The sequence below is a fragment of the Neptuniibacter sp. QD29_5 genome, from assembly GCF_047778125.1.
Taxonomy (GTDB): Bacteria; Pseudomonadota; Gammaproteobacteria; order Pseudomonadales; family Balneatricaceae; genus Neptuniibacter.
The window spans coordinates 987,700-1,004,181 of sequence record NZ_CP180556.1; the positions used below are offsets into that span (position 1 = coordinate 987,700).

The 16,482-nt window shown below is 43.0% G+C and carries 12 protein-coding genes; 10 read left to right on the forward strand and 2 right to left on the reverse strand.

Annotated elements, in window-relative coordinates:
- Nucleotides 1-29 precede the first annotated feature (29 nt).
- The 4 genes from uvrB to ACMXYR_RS04475 all read left to right on the forward strand — a co-directional run bounded on the left by uvrB (nt 30) and on the right by ACMXYR_RS04475 (nt 6,144).
- The gene (gene uvrB / locus ACMXYR_RS04460; protein ID WP_415903077.1) at nt 30-2,054 is read left to right on the forward strand and encodes an excinuclease ABC subunit UvrB; all 2,025 of its coding nucleotides are present in this window, start codon (nt 30-32) and stop codon (nt 2,052-2,054) included.
- 111 nt (nt 2,055-2,165) lie between these two features.
- Nucleotides 2,166-2,945, forward strand: a complete 780-nt coding sequence (locus ACMXYR_RS04465) for a FecR domain-containing protein (protein ID WP_415903078.1) — start codon at nt 2,166-2,168, stop codon at nt 2,943-2,945.
- Nucleotides 2,946-3,058: 113 nt separating this feature from the next.
- Nucleotides 3,059-4,360 (forward strand): surface lipoprotein assembly modifier, encoded by a 1,302-nt coding sequence (locus ACMXYR_RS04470; protein WP_415903079.1) that lies wholly within the window; start codon nt 3,059-3,061, stop codon nt 4,358-4,360.
- 11 nt (nt 4,361-4,371) lie between these two features.
- Entirely contained in the window at nt 4,372-6,144 is a 1,773-nt protein-coding gene (locus ACMXYR_RS04475) for a FecR domain-containing protein (RefSeq protein WP_415903080.1), read from the forward strand.
- Nucleotides 6,145-6,146: 2 nt separating this feature from the next.
- On the opposite strand, the gene ACMXYR_RS04480 is transcribed toward ACMXYR_RS04475, so the two are convergent.
- On the reverse strand, nt 6,147-6,905 hold the full coding sequence (locus tag ACMXYR_RS04480) for an MBL fold metallo-hydrolase (RefSeq protein ID WP_415903081.1): 759 nt from the start codon (nt 6,903-6,905) through the stop codon (nt 6,147-6,149).
- Between the two features lie 63 nt (nt 6,906-6,968).
- Between ACMXYR_RS04480 and ACMXYR_RS04485 the strand changes: the two genes are divergently transcribed.
- A complete protein-coding gene (locus ACMXYR_RS04485; protein ID WP_415903082.1) occupies nt 6,969-9,227 on the forward strand; it encodes a GspE/PulE family protein in 2,259 nt (752 codons plus the stop codon).
- Nucleotides 9,228-9,230: 3 nt separating this feature from the next.
- Nucleotides 9,231-11,423 (forward strand): CHASE2 domain-containing protein, encoded by a 2,193-nt coding sequence (locus tag ACMXYR_RS04490; protein ID WP_415903083.1) that lies wholly within the window; start codon nt 9,231-9,233, stop codon nt 11,421-11,423.
- Between the two features lie 4 nt (nt 11,424-11,427).
- On the opposite strand, the gene ACMXYR_RS04495 is transcribed toward ACMXYR_RS04490, so the two are convergent.
- Nucleotides 11,428-13,020, reverse strand: a complete 1,593-nt coding sequence (locus ACMXYR_RS04495; RefSeq protein WP_415903084.1) for a GAF and HD-GYP domain-containing protein — start codon at nt 13,018-13,020, stop codon at nt 11,428-11,430.
- 265 nt (nt 13,021-13,285) lie between these two features.
- On the opposite strand from ACMXYR_RS04495, the gene ACMXYR_RS04500 reads away from it, so the two are divergent.
- Genes ACMXYR_RS04500 through ACMXYR_RS04515 form a run of 4 tightly spaced genes read left to right on the forward strand, consistent with a single transcriptional unit; the run spans nt 13,286 to nt 16,463 of the window.
- Nucleotides 13,286-14,074, forward strand: a complete 789-nt coding sequence (locus ACMXYR_RS04500) for a putative hydro-lyase (protein ID WP_415903085.1) — start codon at nt 13,286-13,288, stop codon at nt 14,072-14,074.
- Between the two features lie 39 nt (nt 14,075-14,113).
- Complete coding sequence (locus tag ACMXYR_RS04505) at nt 14,114-14,848, forward strand: 5-oxoprolinase subunit PxpA (protein ID WP_415903086.1); 735 nt, start codon at nt 14,114-14,116, stop codon at nt 14,846-14,848.
- Nucleotides 14,845-15,522, forward strand: a complete 678-nt coding sequence (gene pxpB, locus ACMXYR_RS04510; RefSeq protein WP_415903087.1) for a 5-oxoprolinase subunit PxpB — start codon at nt 14,845-14,847, stop codon at nt 15,520-15,522. Before ACMXYR_RS04505 ends, pxpB begins: the two co-directional genes overlap by 4 nt.
- Nucleotides 15,519-16,463, forward strand: a complete 945-nt coding sequence (locus ACMXYR_RS04515) for a biotin-dependent carboxyltransferase family protein (protein ID WP_415903088.1) — start codon at nt 15,519-15,521, stop codon at nt 16,461-16,463. Before pxpB ends, ACMXYR_RS04515 begins: the two co-directional genes overlap by 4 nt.
- Nucleotides 16,464-16,482: the final 19 nt, after the last annotated feature.

Genomic DNA, 16,482 nt, shown 5'->3' on the forward strand with positions numbered 1-16,482 from the left:
CTCAGCTTTGCTCGAAATTGGGTCGCAGAATGAAAGAACGATTTAAAGTCCACTCGAAGTTTACGCCCGCAGGCGATCAACCACAGGCCATTAAAGAGTTAGTTGATGGCATTGATAGTGGTTTAGCTTCGCAAACTCTTTTGGGTGTAACGGGCTCAGGTAAAACGTTCACTATTGCCAATGTGATTGCTCAGGTTCAGCGACCTACCATTATCATGGCCCACAATAAGACGTTGGCTGCCCAGTTATACGGGGAGTTTAAAGAGTTCTTTCCAGATAATTCGGTTGAGTATTTCGTATCTTATTACGATTACTATCAACCGGAGGCCTATGTTCCTTCTTCTGATACCTTCATCGAAAAAGATGCTTCGATAAATGACCATATCGAGCAGATGCGTCTGTCAGCAACTAAAGCGTTGTTGGAACGAGATGATGCCATCATTGTGGCGACTGTTTCGGCGATCTATGGTTTGGGTGACCCGAAGTCATATCTAGGCATGATGCTGCATGTAGATCGTGGCGAAATTATCGATCAACGTGCCATTCTGCGTCGCCTTGCAGAGCTGCAATACACACGTAATGATGTTGAACTTCACCGTGGTAATTATCGAGTACGTGGTGATGTTATTGATATTTTTCCTGCAGAATCGGAGAAAGAAGCGGTTCGCATTGAGTTATTCGATGAAGAGATCGAAGAGATTAGTTATTTCGATCCTTTGACCGGTGAAGTATTACGGCGTGTGCCACGGGCAACTATTTATCCGAAGAGCCATTATGTAACGCCCCGAGAAACGCTTTTGGCTGCTGTGGATAAAATTAAAGATGAGCTTCGTGAGCGTCTGGAGCAACTGCGGGAAAACAACAAACTTGTCGAAGCTCAACGTCTAGAGCAGCGAACCCTCTATGATATGGAGATGATCATGGAGTTGGGTTACTGCTCGGGTATAGAAAATTACTCCCGTTATCTGTCAGGTCGTGATCCTGGCGCGGCACCGCCGACCTTGTTTGATTACCTTCCTGATAATGCCTTGCTGGTCTTGGATGAATCCCATGTTACTGTGCCACAGATTGGCGCTATGTACCGTGGTGACCGTTCTCGTAAGGAAACATTGGTTGAGTTTGGTTTCCGCTTGCCTTCGGCTTTGGATAACCGTCCGATGAAGTTTGAAGAGTGGGAGCGTGAATCGCCGCAGATGATTTTTGTATCAGCAACACCGAGTAAATACGAGGCAGAAAATCAGCAGCAGGTGGTGGAACAGGTGGTACGACCGACAGGACTTATTGATCCTGTGGTTGAGGTGCGCCCAGCGTCAACGCAGGTGGATGATCTTCTTTCTGAGATACGGTTAACGGTAGCTAAGAAAGAACGTGTTGTCGTTACCGTTTTAACCAAGCGTATGGCTGAAGATCTCACCGAATATTTGGATGAACATGATGTTCGAGTACGTTACCTACATTCAGATATAGACACAGTTGAGCGTGTCGAAATTATCCGTGATCTCCGGATCGGGGAGTTTGATGTTCTGGTCGGCATTAACCTCCTTCGTGAAGGTATCGATATGCCAGAGGTGTCTTTGGTAACAATCTTAGATGCGGATAAGGAAGGCTTCTTACGTTCTGAAACATCCATGATTCAAACAATTGGCCGCGCTGCACGTAACGTCAACGGCAGAGCTATTTTGTATGCCGATAAGATTACCGGTTCGATGCAGCGTTCTATGGATGAAACCGAACGCCGTCGCCAAAAGCAGATTGCCTTTAACGAAGCGAATGGAATTGTGCCGAAAAGTATCAGTAAATCGGTGGCTGATATTATGGAAGGTGCAAGTACTGTTCCTGGTCGTAAGGCTTCTCGCACAGCCAAAAAGGTCGCTGAGCAGGCTGCAGAATATCAAGTGGGTGAAGCGGCGCAGTTATCACCAAAAGAGCTATCTAAAGCGATTACTAAGATCGAAGATAAAATGTATGAAGCGGCGAAAAACCTCGAATTTGAGTTGGCTGCTAAATATAGAGACGAGCTACAAACACTGAAACAGCATACTTTTGTTAACTAATATTGATGCAGGATTGAAGTTTTATCATTTGGATAAAGCTTGGCTACACTGATTACAAAACTGACTGCTGGTTGGAAAACAAGCTTGAAGTTTATAAATGGAGTTAGATCGATGATTAAGTGGCTACTGCCAATAGTTGTTGCTGTTGTGTTTTCGCCAAGCGCAATGTCTGCAGAAAAAGCTGGGCACGTACTGTTAAGTGTGGGTAGCAATACAGCTCAGTTGCCTAAGAGCGATGTTAGGCTGTTGAAGCGGAAATCTGAAATTTACTCTCTTGATAGCATTGCTACTGGACCTAGCGGACGCTTGCAGATTCGTTTTACGGATGGATCACGCCTCTCTTTACGCCCTGATACCTTCTTTAACGTTGAAGAATATCGTTTCAGCAAAAACAAACCAGAAGATGGAAAATCGGTTTATCGCCTATTAAAAGGCGGTTTGAGAACTTTGACGGGTGCTATCAGTGATAACAACAAAGAAAACTATAAAGTTCACACTCCTATAGCGACCATAGGTGTTAGAGGGACTCACTACACCCTGTTTTATTGTGATAAAACCTGCCAAGAAACAACCAGGGCGCAAATGGGTCTATATGGATATGTTTTAGAGGGTGAAATTGTTGTTGGCAATAAATCGATTAAAGCGCCTATTCAGGTGGGGCGTTATTTCTTTCTTGGTGGAGATGGTAGCAATTTAAAAATACGCCAAACCCCCTTCAAACTGTTTGAATTACTCCAAGATATGGGGCCTGATTTAATGTCAGGATCAGAGGAGAATCAGATTCCAGCATTAGATGCGAATGAGAGACTGAATTTGAATCTGGATGTTGCGCCTAAACAAGGCGGAGCTAACGCTCCTTCGCCAAATCGTGGCCCAAATACTTACCCTTAATTGATTCTATATACTAAATTCTTACGAATAGTGTGGACATGAGATGGCACTATTCCCAAAACATTGATAATGTTTGAATTTTTATATCCTCTTAAGCTGGGAGAGTATTAAGAGTGAGCAAGTTATATAAGTATTTGGCTGCGGGCCTATACTGCCTATCCTCATTTGTGGTGGCTGACACAGTTACTGATCTGAAAAATTTGGTTGACCAAGGTAAGTATGATCAAGCCTACCAATTGGCTTTGACTCATCTTGATGGGTTGGAAGGTGATCCTGCTTTCGATATGCAATATGGTGTTGCAGCGATCGATAGCAAACGTGTCAGTGAAGGTGTGTTTGCGCTTGAGCGAGTCATCTTTTTAGAGCCTAATAATTCCTTAGCTAAATTGGAATTAGCGCGAGGTTATTACCTTTTAAACCAGTTTGAAAAAGCAAAACAGCTTTTCTTACAAGTAAAAAAGGTTAATCCACCTACGGCAGTTGCTAATCGTATTGATCAATATCTCTCCTTGATCGACAAGAAAACGACCGTTCCTCCAACTAAATTTACCAGCTTTGTAGAAGTGTGGGCTGGTTATGATAGTAATTTAAACGCTGGTCCTGACGATCAAACCAATGTGGTTATTTTAAGTAATGATGCACTAGGTAAAGATGACCAGTTTAATCAGGTTCGTCTTGGAAGTTTTATAGAGCATGCTTATAGCCCAGATAATACCCTGTTATTTGGGGCGCAAGCTGATATGCGTTTCTATCACACGGAAGATGAGCAGGATTATAATAACATCAGTTTAAACGCTGGCCACCTTTGGAAAATGGATGATCAACAGTTTCAAATTAACTTCTCTTTCCAAAAATACCTGTTAGATCGTAAACAGTATCGCGATATGTTTAGTGTGAATGGTCAGTGGAGTAAGCAAGTTAGCCCAAATTCAGTTGCTAAATTCTTCGTTGGTGCTAATTCACTTGTTTATGATGAATCAGATTGGAAAGATGCTTTACAGCTAAATGCAGGCGTTAATTACCTTTATGCTGGCACGGGAGCGTGGAACCCACTGTATTTTGTGGGTGGCTTTATTGGTAATGAAACACCGGATGAATCTAATATTCTGTCGGATGGACAGGTAGATCGAGTCTTTTGGGGTGGCAATGTTGGAGTTCAACTAAGCCCTCTTAAGAATCTGAAATTTACCCCCTCAATTACTTACCAAGACAGTGAATATGCAGGTAATGATTGGATTTATGGTGTGAAGCGCCATGATAAATATATGTTAGCTAATCTAAACGTAGAGTGGATTATAGGTTCTTCTTGGGTTGTGTTAGGGAACTACAGCTTTACTAAATCCGATTCAAATATTGAGCTTTACGAGTATGACCGTCAGCAGGTTATGCTTGGTATGCGCTATAACTTCCATTGAGGTGATCATCTATGAAGCTCTTTATATTTACCTCTTTATTGCTTTTAGTCAGCAGTTTTTCACAAGCTGCTGAGAGTGTAGGCAAAGTCATACTTAGTTTTGGTCAAAATGTGGCGGTATCGACAGCGGGTAATGAGCGTGCTCTAAAACGTCAGGCCGATGTGTTTGCCAATGATCTGTTGAAAACCAGTACTAAAGGGCGTTTACAGGTACGTTTTACTGATGGATCTCGTTTGTCATTAAAGCCAAATACTGAATTTAAGATCGAGGATTACCGTTTTGATGAGGCTAACCCTAAAGAGGGTAAAGCGATCTATAAATTACTGAAAGGTGGGATGCGTACTATCTCGGGAAATATCGGTAAGGAAGATAAAGAAGATTACAAACTGGATGCTGTAGTAGCCACCATCGGTATTCGAGGAACTGATTTTAGTGTAGATAAAGCGGGCGATCGTGTTACTGGGTCGGTAAGGCAAGGGGAAATTAATGTTTCTGCTAAGCAAGGTGGAAGTCGAGATGTTGCGTCAGGTCGTTCATTTAGTTTAGTTGGTGCACGTGGCTCTGTTAATGTCTTTAAAACGCCGGTATCAACAGGAACATCCGAAGAAAATGCCGAGTCATCTGATTCTGAAGAATCTTCGGAGGAAGAGGCTGAGCAGCAAGACGAATCATCTTCTGGTACATCTGAAGAAGGAACAAATGCTGATGAGTCTTCTTCAGAAGAGCTAATTTCTGAAACTACAGAGCAAACTTCGGTAAGTGAAGATAGCGGGGATTCATCAACAACATTAGATCTAAATACTACTACTTCAACAACGAGTGATAGTACTGGTAGCACCGTCCCAGCTTCCGATCCTCAAGCAGAAATCAATAACAACCAAGAAGTTGTTCTTGCGTCACCAAATCCAACAGGTACTGGTGAAGCAGCGCCTATGGGCAGTTTAGTCGCTGTAGCTTTTACAGAGAAAGATCCAGTAAAAGGTTTAAATGGTAGCTCTGGTCGAGTAATTGTTGATGGTCAATCCGCTATTACAGTTGATAAAACCATAGGTACAGGAGATGTGGTTACAGGTATCCTCTATCTAGATTCTAGTTCGTCCTCTGATAATAACTGTAATCCTTGTGGCTTTACTGGATCTTCAAGTATTACTGGTCTGTCGAACAATCAAACAAAAGAAATTGGTGGTACAAATGTCACTTGGGGACGTTGGAATACCGATTACACTGTTGTAGAAAATGGTTCAGAGATAGAAACAGTTGGAAGTTTTGCTTTTATGTATGCCGATAAGCTGACACCAGCTTCTACTGTGTTAGCGAAAACAGGTACTTATGTTTATCGCCTTAAAGCTTTGGCTTCTCCTTCTCCAATAGGGAGTTATACAGCTCCTCAAATTGAAACGGGAGCAACCGGAGGGCAGCTTGTAGACTTCGACGGCACAAACGGTACCTTTTTCCGTGTTGATTTTGATAGTGAACAGTTACTTGAAATAGGTATAGAGGCAAATGTTGATAACCGTAATTATGTACTGCGTGACGATGCAAACGCGGATATGAGTTTGATAAATGTCTTAAATGGTAATGACGTTAAGTTAACGGGTTCTTGTACAAATGGTACTTGTACAAGTGCTGGTACTGATCTGTATGGCCTTATGACTATTGATTTTGTAGGCGCTGGAGCAGAAGGTGTAGTTACTAGCTATGGGGCTTCTGGTGAAACAGATAGTGGAACTGCAGTCTCAATTTCAGGAACTATTTTACTAGAGGGTGCATCCGAAGGAATGTAGCACTATAAGTTAATAATATCGCCGTGGTGTAAACGATCGATCTGCCATTCTGGCAAGAATCGGCGGCACTGTTGCATGATAGTATCTTCGAACCCTGGTTTTAAGTGGGTAATCATTATGCGTGTTGGATGGGTTAGCTTTTGAAGCTGGCTTGCAAGGTGGCTAGGGGTTAGGTGTCCACTTAGTCGAGCCAGTTCATCAACTTCATCGGTAAAAGATACATCGATGATAAGTAGGTCTGGCTTTTGTTTGTTTAGAATGGGCCAAAGTGCGTCATTGATACCTGTATCACCACTAAAGGCAAATGAGGCTTGTCCATCTGAAACTAAATAGCCAACAGTCGGTGTAGGATGTTCAGCAGGGATCACCTCAATGGTTTTACCCTGAAGAGATAGCTGATCACCAACGTTAACGGTATGTAGCTTGATGATCGGTTTATCTTCTGGCAAACAAGTGTAATCCGGCCAAATGGTCCAGTTGAAGATGTGGCTCTTCAGAGCCTCTACAACCTCAGGAAGCGCATAGATATTGATAGGTGTTTTATGCTGATCAAAAATAGTAGCCAACATTAAAGGCAGGCCAATGATATGGTCTAAATGAGCATGGGTAATAACAACATCTTTAATAGCGAGCATCTGATCCATCTTTAATAGTTCGACACCAGTACCGGCGTCGATTAATAGGGAATCGTCTACTAAAAAAGTTGTTGTTTTTAAACCATGGCCGATACCGCCACTGCAACCAAGAATCTCGAGCTTCACTTCCCACCTCTGGTGCGGCTATCTTTAAATCAAAAAACTATAATAACATTATGGTAGTAGAGCATGACAAAAGCGATTGAGAAGGATACACAGCAGTTTTATTCTCGTTTAACAAAAGTGCTGAGCAAAATTCATCAGGCAAAGAGTTTTGAAGAAGCTTATCCTCTGGTCGAAAAGACGTTGCTTGCTTTGTTTAACGCTCAGCGCATCACCGTATACCAACGAAATCGCTCGAGCAAGGATATTGTTTCTAGATTTAAGACTGGCGAAGATGTAACTGAAATTCGTGTGCCTATTACAGCATCATCTATCGCAGGTTTTGTTGCCCTAAGTAAAAAAGCAATAACAATCAAAGATGTGCGAGATTCAGCTGAGCTAGAAAAAATACACCCCTCCTTGCGCTTCAATGCGTCTTTTGAAAAAGATATAGAGTTCACCAGTCGTTCCATGTTGGTTCTGCCTATCCTGTATCAAGATGTACTATTAGGCGTAATCCAAATCATAAATCGGCAAGATGGGAAGTTTTTTTCTGCTATTGATCTAAAAAGAGGGCGGGAATTTGCTGAGCTATTAGGGCAAAAATTTCGTTATGATTTTGGTTGTACAGAAGCACCGTTTGAATATCTTTTAGAGCAAAATCTAATTGAGCAAAAAGTTTTTGAGCAATTAGAAAAGAAAGCTGATGCGCGAACTCCACTGACACGCTTGTTAAGAGATAATGCCAGACTGACCAGTCAGCAGATTGGGCAGTCATTAGAGTGCTTTTACCAAGTCCCTTTTATTGCTTATAACCCAGAAAAATTCTTTCTCCACCCTTTATGTGAAAAGGTAAATAAGGCGTATCTTCGTAATAGTAATCTTGTTTTATTGTCTGAACAGAATAGTGAGACGGTTTTAATCTTAATTGATGACCCTAATGATACTAAGCGCCTGATTGAAATCAAGAATGTAGTTGGTCAACGAGATACTCATATATGTGTTGGCTTACTGGATGATATTCATCAGTATTTGGGGGTTGTGGTTTCGGGAGGTCAGCAGGACAGTGCAAATCTTAGTACTCTCCTAGACGAGCTAGATGATAGCCCTGAAATGGATTTGGATGAGACCATAGCAGAAAGCGAAGAGGTTTCAGAGGAAGACTCGACCGTTGTTCGCCTAGTAAATCGTGTTTTATTAGATGCTAAGAGGCTCAGAGCATCCGATATTCATATTGAGCCTGGTAAAGGTAAAACACCAACTAACGTGCGTATGCGGATAGATGGTGTTTGCCAAGATATTATTCAGATCCCAGCGACGCATGCTAAGGCTACAGTATCGCGTATCAAAATTATGTCGCGTTTAGATATAGCCGAAAAACGCCTACCTCAAGATGGTAAGTTTGCGGTGCGTTTACAAGGACTTCCTCTTGAGGTTCGTGTCGCAACAATACCTACCGTGAATGGTGAAGGTGTTGTTATGCGTTTGTTACAAAGTGGAGAGCCAGTAGCTTTTGACCAACTTAATTTTGTTAAGCCAATTCAAGACGGAGTCAAGGAGTTACTGGACAACCCTCACGGTATCTTATTAGTTGTGGGGCCAACTGGTTCAGGTAAAACAACAACCCTGCACGCGCTACTTGCTACCTTGAATACGCCCGAGAAGAAAATTTGGACTGCTGAAGATCCTGTGGAAATTACGCAGCCTGGTTTGCAACAAGTTCAGATACAACCAAAAACCGGCTTTACCTTTGCTGCGGCATTACGTGCATTTTTACGTGCAGATCCCGATATTATTTTAATTGGTGAAATGCGTGACCAAGAAACTGCCCATGCGGCAGTAGAAGCGTCATTGACTGGTCACTTGGTCTTATCAACACTCCACACCAACTCTGCTCCTGAAACCATCACCCGTTTGCTTGATTTAGGAATAGATCCAGTGAGTTTTTCGGATGCACTCTTAGGCGTGTTGGCTCAGCGTTTAGTAAGAACACTATGTCCAAGCTGCCGTAAGGCGTATAAAGCTTCAAATGATGAGATCGCTTTCTTGCTGCGTCGTTACGGTGAGCAGGCGGGCGAACTGATTATGGGGGATACGGTGAAGCTCTATAAAGCCGTAGGTTGTGAAGAATGTAACCACACGGGGTATCGAGGGCGTACAGGTATCCACGAGCTGTTGATTTCGACAGCTGAGATGAAGGAAAAAATCTATCAAGGAGCGACAATTGGCGAAATTCGTGAGCAAGCAATATCTGATGGTATGCGGAGCTTGCTGCAGGATGGGATACAGAAAGTACTTAAAGGCGACATCGACTTCGATCAATTGCGCAGAGTAACGGCAGAGTAAACGATGAAACAACGTTGGATACGTACTGTTTTGGGGTTGATACTCACTTTAGTGATGTTGATACCTGTGATTCAGGGCGATCGTCTTGAGCTGTTAGAGCGTTTTGAGTATGACCTTTACGATCTGCGATTAAGACAGTTTTTATCCGAAGAAAAAGATCCGCGCATTGTTATTGTTGATGTGGATGAAAAAAGCCTAGCAGCGGAAGGGCGATGGCCTTGGAACCGAGCCAAATTGGCACTGATGTTGGACCAGCTTTTCGACCAATACGGTGTCGCTATTGTGGGCTTTGATATGGTTTTCTCAGAGGCTGATCAAAGTGTCGATTTATCTGCACTGAAACAACTGGTATCAGAATCAAAAGAAAAAACTTTAGATCAGCTTATAGATAAATTAAATTCTGACGTAATTTTCTCGAAAGCGATTGCTGATCGTCCTGTAGTATTAGGATATCTATTTGACCGAAGTTTGAAAAAACTACAGATAGGCCATCCCGGTAGTCCGGTTATTAGTAATGATGAGCGTTTAGATCGATTACCTATTCCTGAAGCTAGTGGAATTATCTCCAGTCTGAATGAACTCCATAGTGTGAGTGTTTGGAACGGTTTTTTTGATAATCCCATGGTAGATTCTGATGGTGTATATCGCCGTGTACCTGTGATCCAGCGTTACGAAGAGGAATATTATCCCTCTCTGGCCCTTTCAATGCTTTTGGCTTTGTTTGGAGAAGAGTCAGTGACGTCGGTTATTGAATCGGATGTCACTGGCAAACAAGATGCCTTAGTTGCTGTGGATGCGGCAGGGGTGCGTATTCCAGTAGATCAGCATGGCGCAGTGCTCGTACCTTATCGAGGCCCTCAAGGCAGCTTCCCTTATATATCAGCAACCGATGTGATTAGGGGAACGGCTGATGCCTCCCAGTTGGAAGGTGCGATTATTCTTGTCGGTACCAGCGCTGCTGGCTTGTTGGATCTGCGAGTCACGCCGATGAGTAACCGTTACTCGGGTGTAGAAGTGCATGCAAACATCTTATCTGGGATGCTCGATGAGCGTATACAACACCAGCCGGATTACACCTTGGGTGTTGAACTTATTCAGTTGATCGTGAGTGGTGTTCTACTCTCTTTGATCATTCCACGCGTGTCTGTTTTAACCTCGACGTTATTCACATTAGCCTGGGTTGCTGTGTTGGTGGGTGCAAACCTTTACGCATGGCAGCAGATGTTTTGGGTTATTCCGTTAGGGTATACCTTAATTCTGGTATCTGTACTTTATCTCTTTCAGCAAACGACGGGTTATTTTTTTGAAGCGCGTAATATTGCTCAATTGGCGACTCAGTTTGGCCAGTATATTCCGCCAGAGGTTGTGGAAGAGTTGAGTGAACAAGATCAGAGCGTACAACTAAGTGGTGAAAACCGTGAGATGAGTGTGTTCTTCTCAGATGTTCGCGGTTTTACTAGTTTGTCTGAGCAGCTTAACCCTCAGCAACTAACTCGATTGATGAATATTTACCTCACCGGTATGACCCAGATAATTCATGAGCAACGTGGAACTGTGGATAAATATATCGGTGATGCCGTGATGGCTTTCTGGGGGGCGCCACTCAGAGACGAGAATCACGCGCGTAATGCATTAAGCTCAGCGATGAAAATGCTCGATGTATTACCTGCATTAAACAAACAGCTCGAGCAAGAAGGCTTGCCGGCTGTCGACGTTGGAATGGGAATCAATAGCGGTCCTATGAATGTAGGTAACATGGGATCGAGTTTCCGTATGGCCTATACCGTGATGGGGGATGCTGTAAACCTTGCCTCAAGATTGGAAGGGCTGACTAAGTATTATGGAACTCCGCTTTTGGTCAGCGGGGAAGTTGTATCGCAAGTGCCAGAGTATAGTTACAGGAAGTTGGATCGTGTGCAGGTTAAAGGTCGTAGTGAGCCTGTAGATATCTATGAACCTATCTGTTTACGTGAGACGTGTACTTTGCAACAGCAAGCTAGTATAGAGCTCTTTTCTGCTGCGATAGCAGCTTATGTTGAAAAAGATTGGGACTTGGCAGAAGAGCGATTCGGGCAATTTTTGTTAGATCACCCTGAAGACAAAATGACGCGAATTTATCTTCACCGTATTAACGAGTTTAAAGGTATGCCGCCTAATAAAGATTGGTGTGGTGTTTATAGCCACACCAGCAAGTAAACGATTAATTTAATCCGGGTAAGGATGTTGGATCAAACTCGTCTATTTGGCGCGGGGTCATGTGGGATTTGGCATATTCCAAATAAGTACCGCTTTCGACAAACAGCTTGAACAGATCTGGATCGAGATGATTATCTTCCACCATACGCCCCAATATTGTCATAGCTTGAGACAGCAACATGCCTTTCTTGTATGGGCGATCAGGTGAAGTCAACGCTTCAAAAATATCAGCAATACACATAATACGAGCACGCGTTGATAAGTCTTCTGCTGTGATTCCTCTAGGGTAACCACTGCCATCCATATGCTCATGGTGATTACATGCGATTTCAGGTACTTGCTTAAGTTGCTTCGGATATTTTAGAGACTCAAGCATATCGATAGACACTTTAATATGATCTCGCATGACTTGACGTTCATCATCAGTCAACGTTCCTTTGCTGATACAAAGATTATCGACTTCATCTTTGGAGATTAAGTGACGTGCGTTACCTTCGCTATCAATCCAGCTAATCTCACTGATACTGCCTACACGTGCTTTGTCTTCGGGAGCCATAAATTCAGAGCCAGTATTAGATTTTCTAATAAACTCAAAATCAATATCTATTTGTTGAAGCTTAGTTGTTAAATTTTGCTGTGCAGTCGCAAACTCTTCTTCAGATAACTGCATTTGCTGTTGCAGCACTTCTATCTGAAGGTGCTGTTTGTATTCGCGAAAACGGGATTCAATCAAATCAATACGATCAAACATCGTATGTAACTTCGTAGCTTTATCGATAATGTACTCAGGGGTTGTTATTTTACCGCAGTCATGTAGCCATGCAGCGATACGTAATTCGTACATCTCTAGGTCATTGAAGTTCAGATCCGCGAACGTTCCAGCAGTTGCGTTGTTAACTGCTGAAGCAAGTAGCATGGCAATTTCGGGTACTTGTTCACAATGCTTACCTGTTACGGGTGACTTATGGTCAATTGCGCGGCCTATTAATTTAATGAACGACTCAAATAAAATTCTTTGGGCATCGATTAAGCGGCGTTTGGTTAATACAGCTGCTGCAAGTGATGCTAAAGATTCGACTAAGTGCTGTTGGGTGTCTGGGAAGGCAATGATATTGCCATCGTTGTCCATAGCATTAAGTAACTGCAATACCCCGATGATTTCTCCTTCATGATCCTGTAATGGCACACATAAGAAGGATTTTGAACGATAGTTTAGTTGCTTATCGAATTTACGAGTTCCTGAAAAGTCATATTCATCGCAGTCATACACATCGGGGATGTTTATGGTTTCCCTCTGAACGAAGGTTTGTACAACAACCAGTTTGGAAGCGTGCTGCTGTGCGTTGTGGATCTCTACTGCAGGGAGGTCTCGAGGCTTTCGATGGATACCTAAAGAACGGTTATGAAGGACTGAAAATTTAAGTTCGTTTTCATTATCTTCATTAAGTGTATATAGCGTTCCCCCGTCCGCATTGGTTAGGTACATACACCCCAAAATTATACGATCTAACAGTTTTGAGTGATCTTTCTCAGATGTTAAAGCGCCTGTTAGATCGGCTAATTGTTTAACGACTTCCTGAGTGTCTAGGTAACTCATAGAGGTTCCAATATAAAATCCAAAATGCATCTAAATGGAATTTAGAATGCGAAATAGTGTTAAAAGATTGGCTATCTATTTGATCATATTAGCACTAAAAAAAATTAAGACCTTTCATTTAGAACAGTAAATTACTTTTAAATCAGCTTAATAGTGACTTTATTTCGACATCGGGTACATACTTAGATAAATGGATCAAATGTACCTCCTGATATGACGCTATGATTAAACTTGGTATGTAGCTTTAGCAGAAAAAGGATCAATTATGTATTCAGATAAATCACCATTGCAGATACGCCAGATGATTCGTCGAGGAGAGTTTCAAGAAAATACTTCTGGTGCGGCTGCTGGGTTTGTGCAAGGTAATTTGGTTATTTTACCTAAAGGTTATGCCGGTGATTTTTTACAGTTTTGTCAGTTAAATCCTAAGCCTTGTCCTCTTATTGGTATGTCTGAGAAACCAGGTGAATTTATGCTGCCGAGCTTAGGAGAAGATCTAAATATTTGTACTGATATTCCCAAATATAGAGTCTATCGGGATGGTGAGTTAATTGAAGAACTACCAGATGTATCTGCATTGTGGCGAGGTGATCTGGTCACCTTTGTTTTAGGGTGTTCATTTTCATTTGAAGAAGCACTATTGGCGGATGGCTTAGAGATCAGAAATATAACTGAAGGGGTTAATGTTCCTATGTATCGAACCAATATCCCTTGTAAGCCCGCTGGATGTTTTAGTGGTGATACGGTTGTCAGTATGCGGCCAATGAAGGCGGCAGATGCGATACGAGCTATTCAGATCTGTAGCCGTTTCCCTTCTGTTCATGGCGCGCCTTTACATTTGGGTGATCCTACAGAGATTGGTATTAAAGATATTCACAAACCTGATTTTGGCGATGCGGTCACAATTAACGAGGGCGAACTGCCCGTTTTTTGGGCCTGTGGTGTAACGCCTCAAGTGGCAATAGAACAGGCTAAACCGTCGTTCTGTATTACTCACAGCCCAGGCCATATGATCGTGACAGACCTACCCAATAGCCGCCTTGCCATCTTCTGATCAAGGCGTGATTGAAGGTTTTGATTTAAGGAATACTGAATGAGTTTAAAGCTAAATTGTGATCTAGGTGAAAGCTTCGGTTCATGGAAAATGGGGCTGGATGAAGCGGTGATGCCGCATATTGATCAGGCAAACATCGCTTGTGGTTTTCATGCGGGCGATCCGTTGGTCATGCAGAAAACATTGTCGTTCGCAAAACAAAACGGCGTCATGATAGGTGCGCACCCGGGGTATCCTGATCTTGTTGGCTTTGGTCGACGTAGTCTAAAAGTGAGCTCTGATGAATTAACATCGATGCTGCTTTATCAGATCTCTGCATTGGATGGGATGGCCGCCAGTGTAGGACTAGATCTTACTTATGTTAAACCTCATGGTGCTATGTATAACGACATGATGGCGGATACTTCAATTCGACAAGATGTTATGCGCGCTATAGCGGCTTACCACAAACCATTAAAATTGATGTTACAAAGTACTCCACAGGCGGTACAGCATCGTGAAGAAGCAAAACAGATAGGTATCGAACTGTGGTTTGAAATATTTGCAGATCGTTGTTACGCCGATGATGGCAAACTCTTATCACGCTCACTGCCAGGCGCGGTACACAGCAAAGAGAAAATGTTGGCTCAAGTTCGCCAGCTCAAAGAGAGTGGCTCCGTTACAACCGTAAACGGCCATCAACTTAAACTACAGGCCGATACGTTGTGTGTACATGGGGATAATATGGATGGTGTTAATGCAATCCAAGAGATCCGAGAGTTAATCCGGTCATGAGAATAGAAGTAGCAGGGGAGAATGCGCTAATCATCTATTTTGGTGATACAGCCAGCCCAGAAACCTCTGCCAAAGTACAACACGCTGTTTCTGTCTTAGAGATAGAGTTGGCTGATAAGCTAGTCGATCTCGTCCCTTCCTATGCGTCTTTGTTAGTGATCTACGATCTGTTTAGCTGTGATCATCTGGAAATAAAGAAACTCCTTCGTGGGTTACTCACACAGCTGGATCAAGCTGAACAACAGGAGGGAAATCTAGTTACCTTACCCGTTTATTACAGTCCGGAATCGGGCCCTGATCTAGAGATGCTGGCTCAAAATGCGAGTCTGGATGTGGATGAAGTGATCCAGATCCATAGCCAACAAGAGTACAGAGTTTATGCCATAGGTTTTGCTCCAGGATTTGCCTATTTAGGAGAGGTCGATCCTAGAATCGCTGCGCCGCGTTTATCCACACCCAGACAAAAAGTACCTAAAGGGGCTGTAGCTATTGCGGATCGACAGACAGCTGTTTATCCCGCTGAATCACCAGGTGGTTGGAATTTGATAGGTCTGTGTCCAACTGAAATGTTTACGCCGGATAAAACACCGAATATGCCGGTTAAGGTTGGGGATAGAGTGGCTTTTAATCCAATCACCCGAGAGGAGTTTCTCGCGTTAGGCGGACAGTTATGAGTGAAACGGGGTTTAAAGTATTGCAGCCGGGCCTGTTAACACTTATTCAAGATGCAGGCCGTTTTGGTCACCATCGTATTGGTTTAACGACCGGTGGGCCGCTAGATGCGCAGGCCTTTAAATGGGCTAATCGTTTATTAGGCAATGACCTAAATAGCTCTCTACTAGAAGTGAGTGTTGGTGGATTGGTGTTGGAATCCCATGTTGATACTTACATGGTTGTGACCGGAGCAGATATCCCGTTTAAGGTTAATGGGTTGGAAAGGGAGTGTTGGCATGCCCAGAAAATCCAGCAAGGGGATCGGATCGAGTTAGGCTTCGCAACCAAAGGCGCGAGAGCTTATTTAGCTGTGAGTGGCGGGTTTCAGGTAGAGCATAATTTCTCCAGCAGCGCGACCGTTATGAGAGAAGGTGTCGGCGGTATAGATGGCGGCAAGCTTCAACAATATGATTTTCTATACTGTACAGAAGTAAAAGAGGCTAAAGCCTATCGTCTAGCTGAGCATCATCGACCACAATACGATGAATATGCCTGCTTGCGGGTTATCTGCGGTTATCAACAGCATCTTTTTAGCGAACACGATAAGCGCATATTTTTTAGTAGCGAGTATGAAGTTACTGATCGAGCAGACCGTATGGGTTATCGATTATCAGGACCTGAAGTTAAAGCGTCGGTAGATGGGATTTTATCGGAAGGGATCTGTCATGGTGCTATTCAGATCCCGGCAGACGGGCAACCAATCGTTTTACTGAATGATCGACAAACCATCGGAGGCTACCCAAAAATTGGCTCGATGCTCTCGTTTGATACCGCAAAAATGGCGCAAATGATGCCGGGTGCCAAAGTTTCGTTTGAGCAGATAACGATTGATGATGCGCACAATATTCAATCACTAACGCAGAAAAAATTTGAACGAACCGAGCCAGATAAAGTGAATTAGCGATCCACAAGTATCAGTT

Excerpts from the sequence above, each read along its gene's own strand:
- ACMXYR_RS04505 (WP_415903086.1), top strand. The coding sequence starts at position 14,114 with ATGAGTTTAAAGCTAAATTGTGATCTAGGTGAAAGCTTCGGTTCATGG.
- ACMXYR_RS04515 (WP_415903088.1), top strand. The coding sequence starts at position 15,519 with ATGAGTGAAACGGGGTTTAAAGTATTGCAGCCGGGCCTGTTAACACTT.
- ACMXYR_RS04475 (WP_415903080.1), top strand. The coding sequence starts at position 4,372 with ATGAAGCTCTTTATATTTACCTCTTTATTGCTTTTAGTCAGCAGTTTT.
- pxpB (WP_415903087.1), top strand. The coding sequence starts at position 14,845 with ATGAGAATAGAAGTAGCAGGGGAGAATGCGCTAATCATCTATTTTGGT.
- ACMXYR_RS04490 (WP_415903083.1), top strand. The coding sequence starts at position 9,231 with ATGAAACAACGTTGGATACGTACTGTTTTGGGGTTGATACTCACTTTA.
- uvrB (WP_415903077.1), top strand. The coding sequence starts at position 30 with ATGAAAGAACGATTTAAAGTCCACTCGAAGTTTACGCCCGCAGGCGAT.
- ACMXYR_RS04495 (WP_415903084.1), bottom strand. The coding sequence starts at position 13,020 with ATGAGTTACCTAGACACTCAGGAAGTCGTTAAACAATTAGCCGATCTA.
- ACMXYR_RS04500 (WP_415903085.1), top strand. The coding sequence starts at position 13,286 with ATGTATTCAGATAAATCACCATTGCAGATACGCCAGATGATTCGTCGA.
- ACMXYR_RS04485 (WP_415903082.1), top strand. The coding sequence starts at position 6,969 with ATGACAAAAGCGATTGAGAAGGATACACAGCAGTTTTATTCTCGTTTA.
- ACMXYR_RS04465 (WP_415903078.1), top strand. The coding sequence starts at position 2,166 with ATGATTAAGTGGCTACTGCCAATAGTTGTTGCTGTTGTGTTTTCGCCA.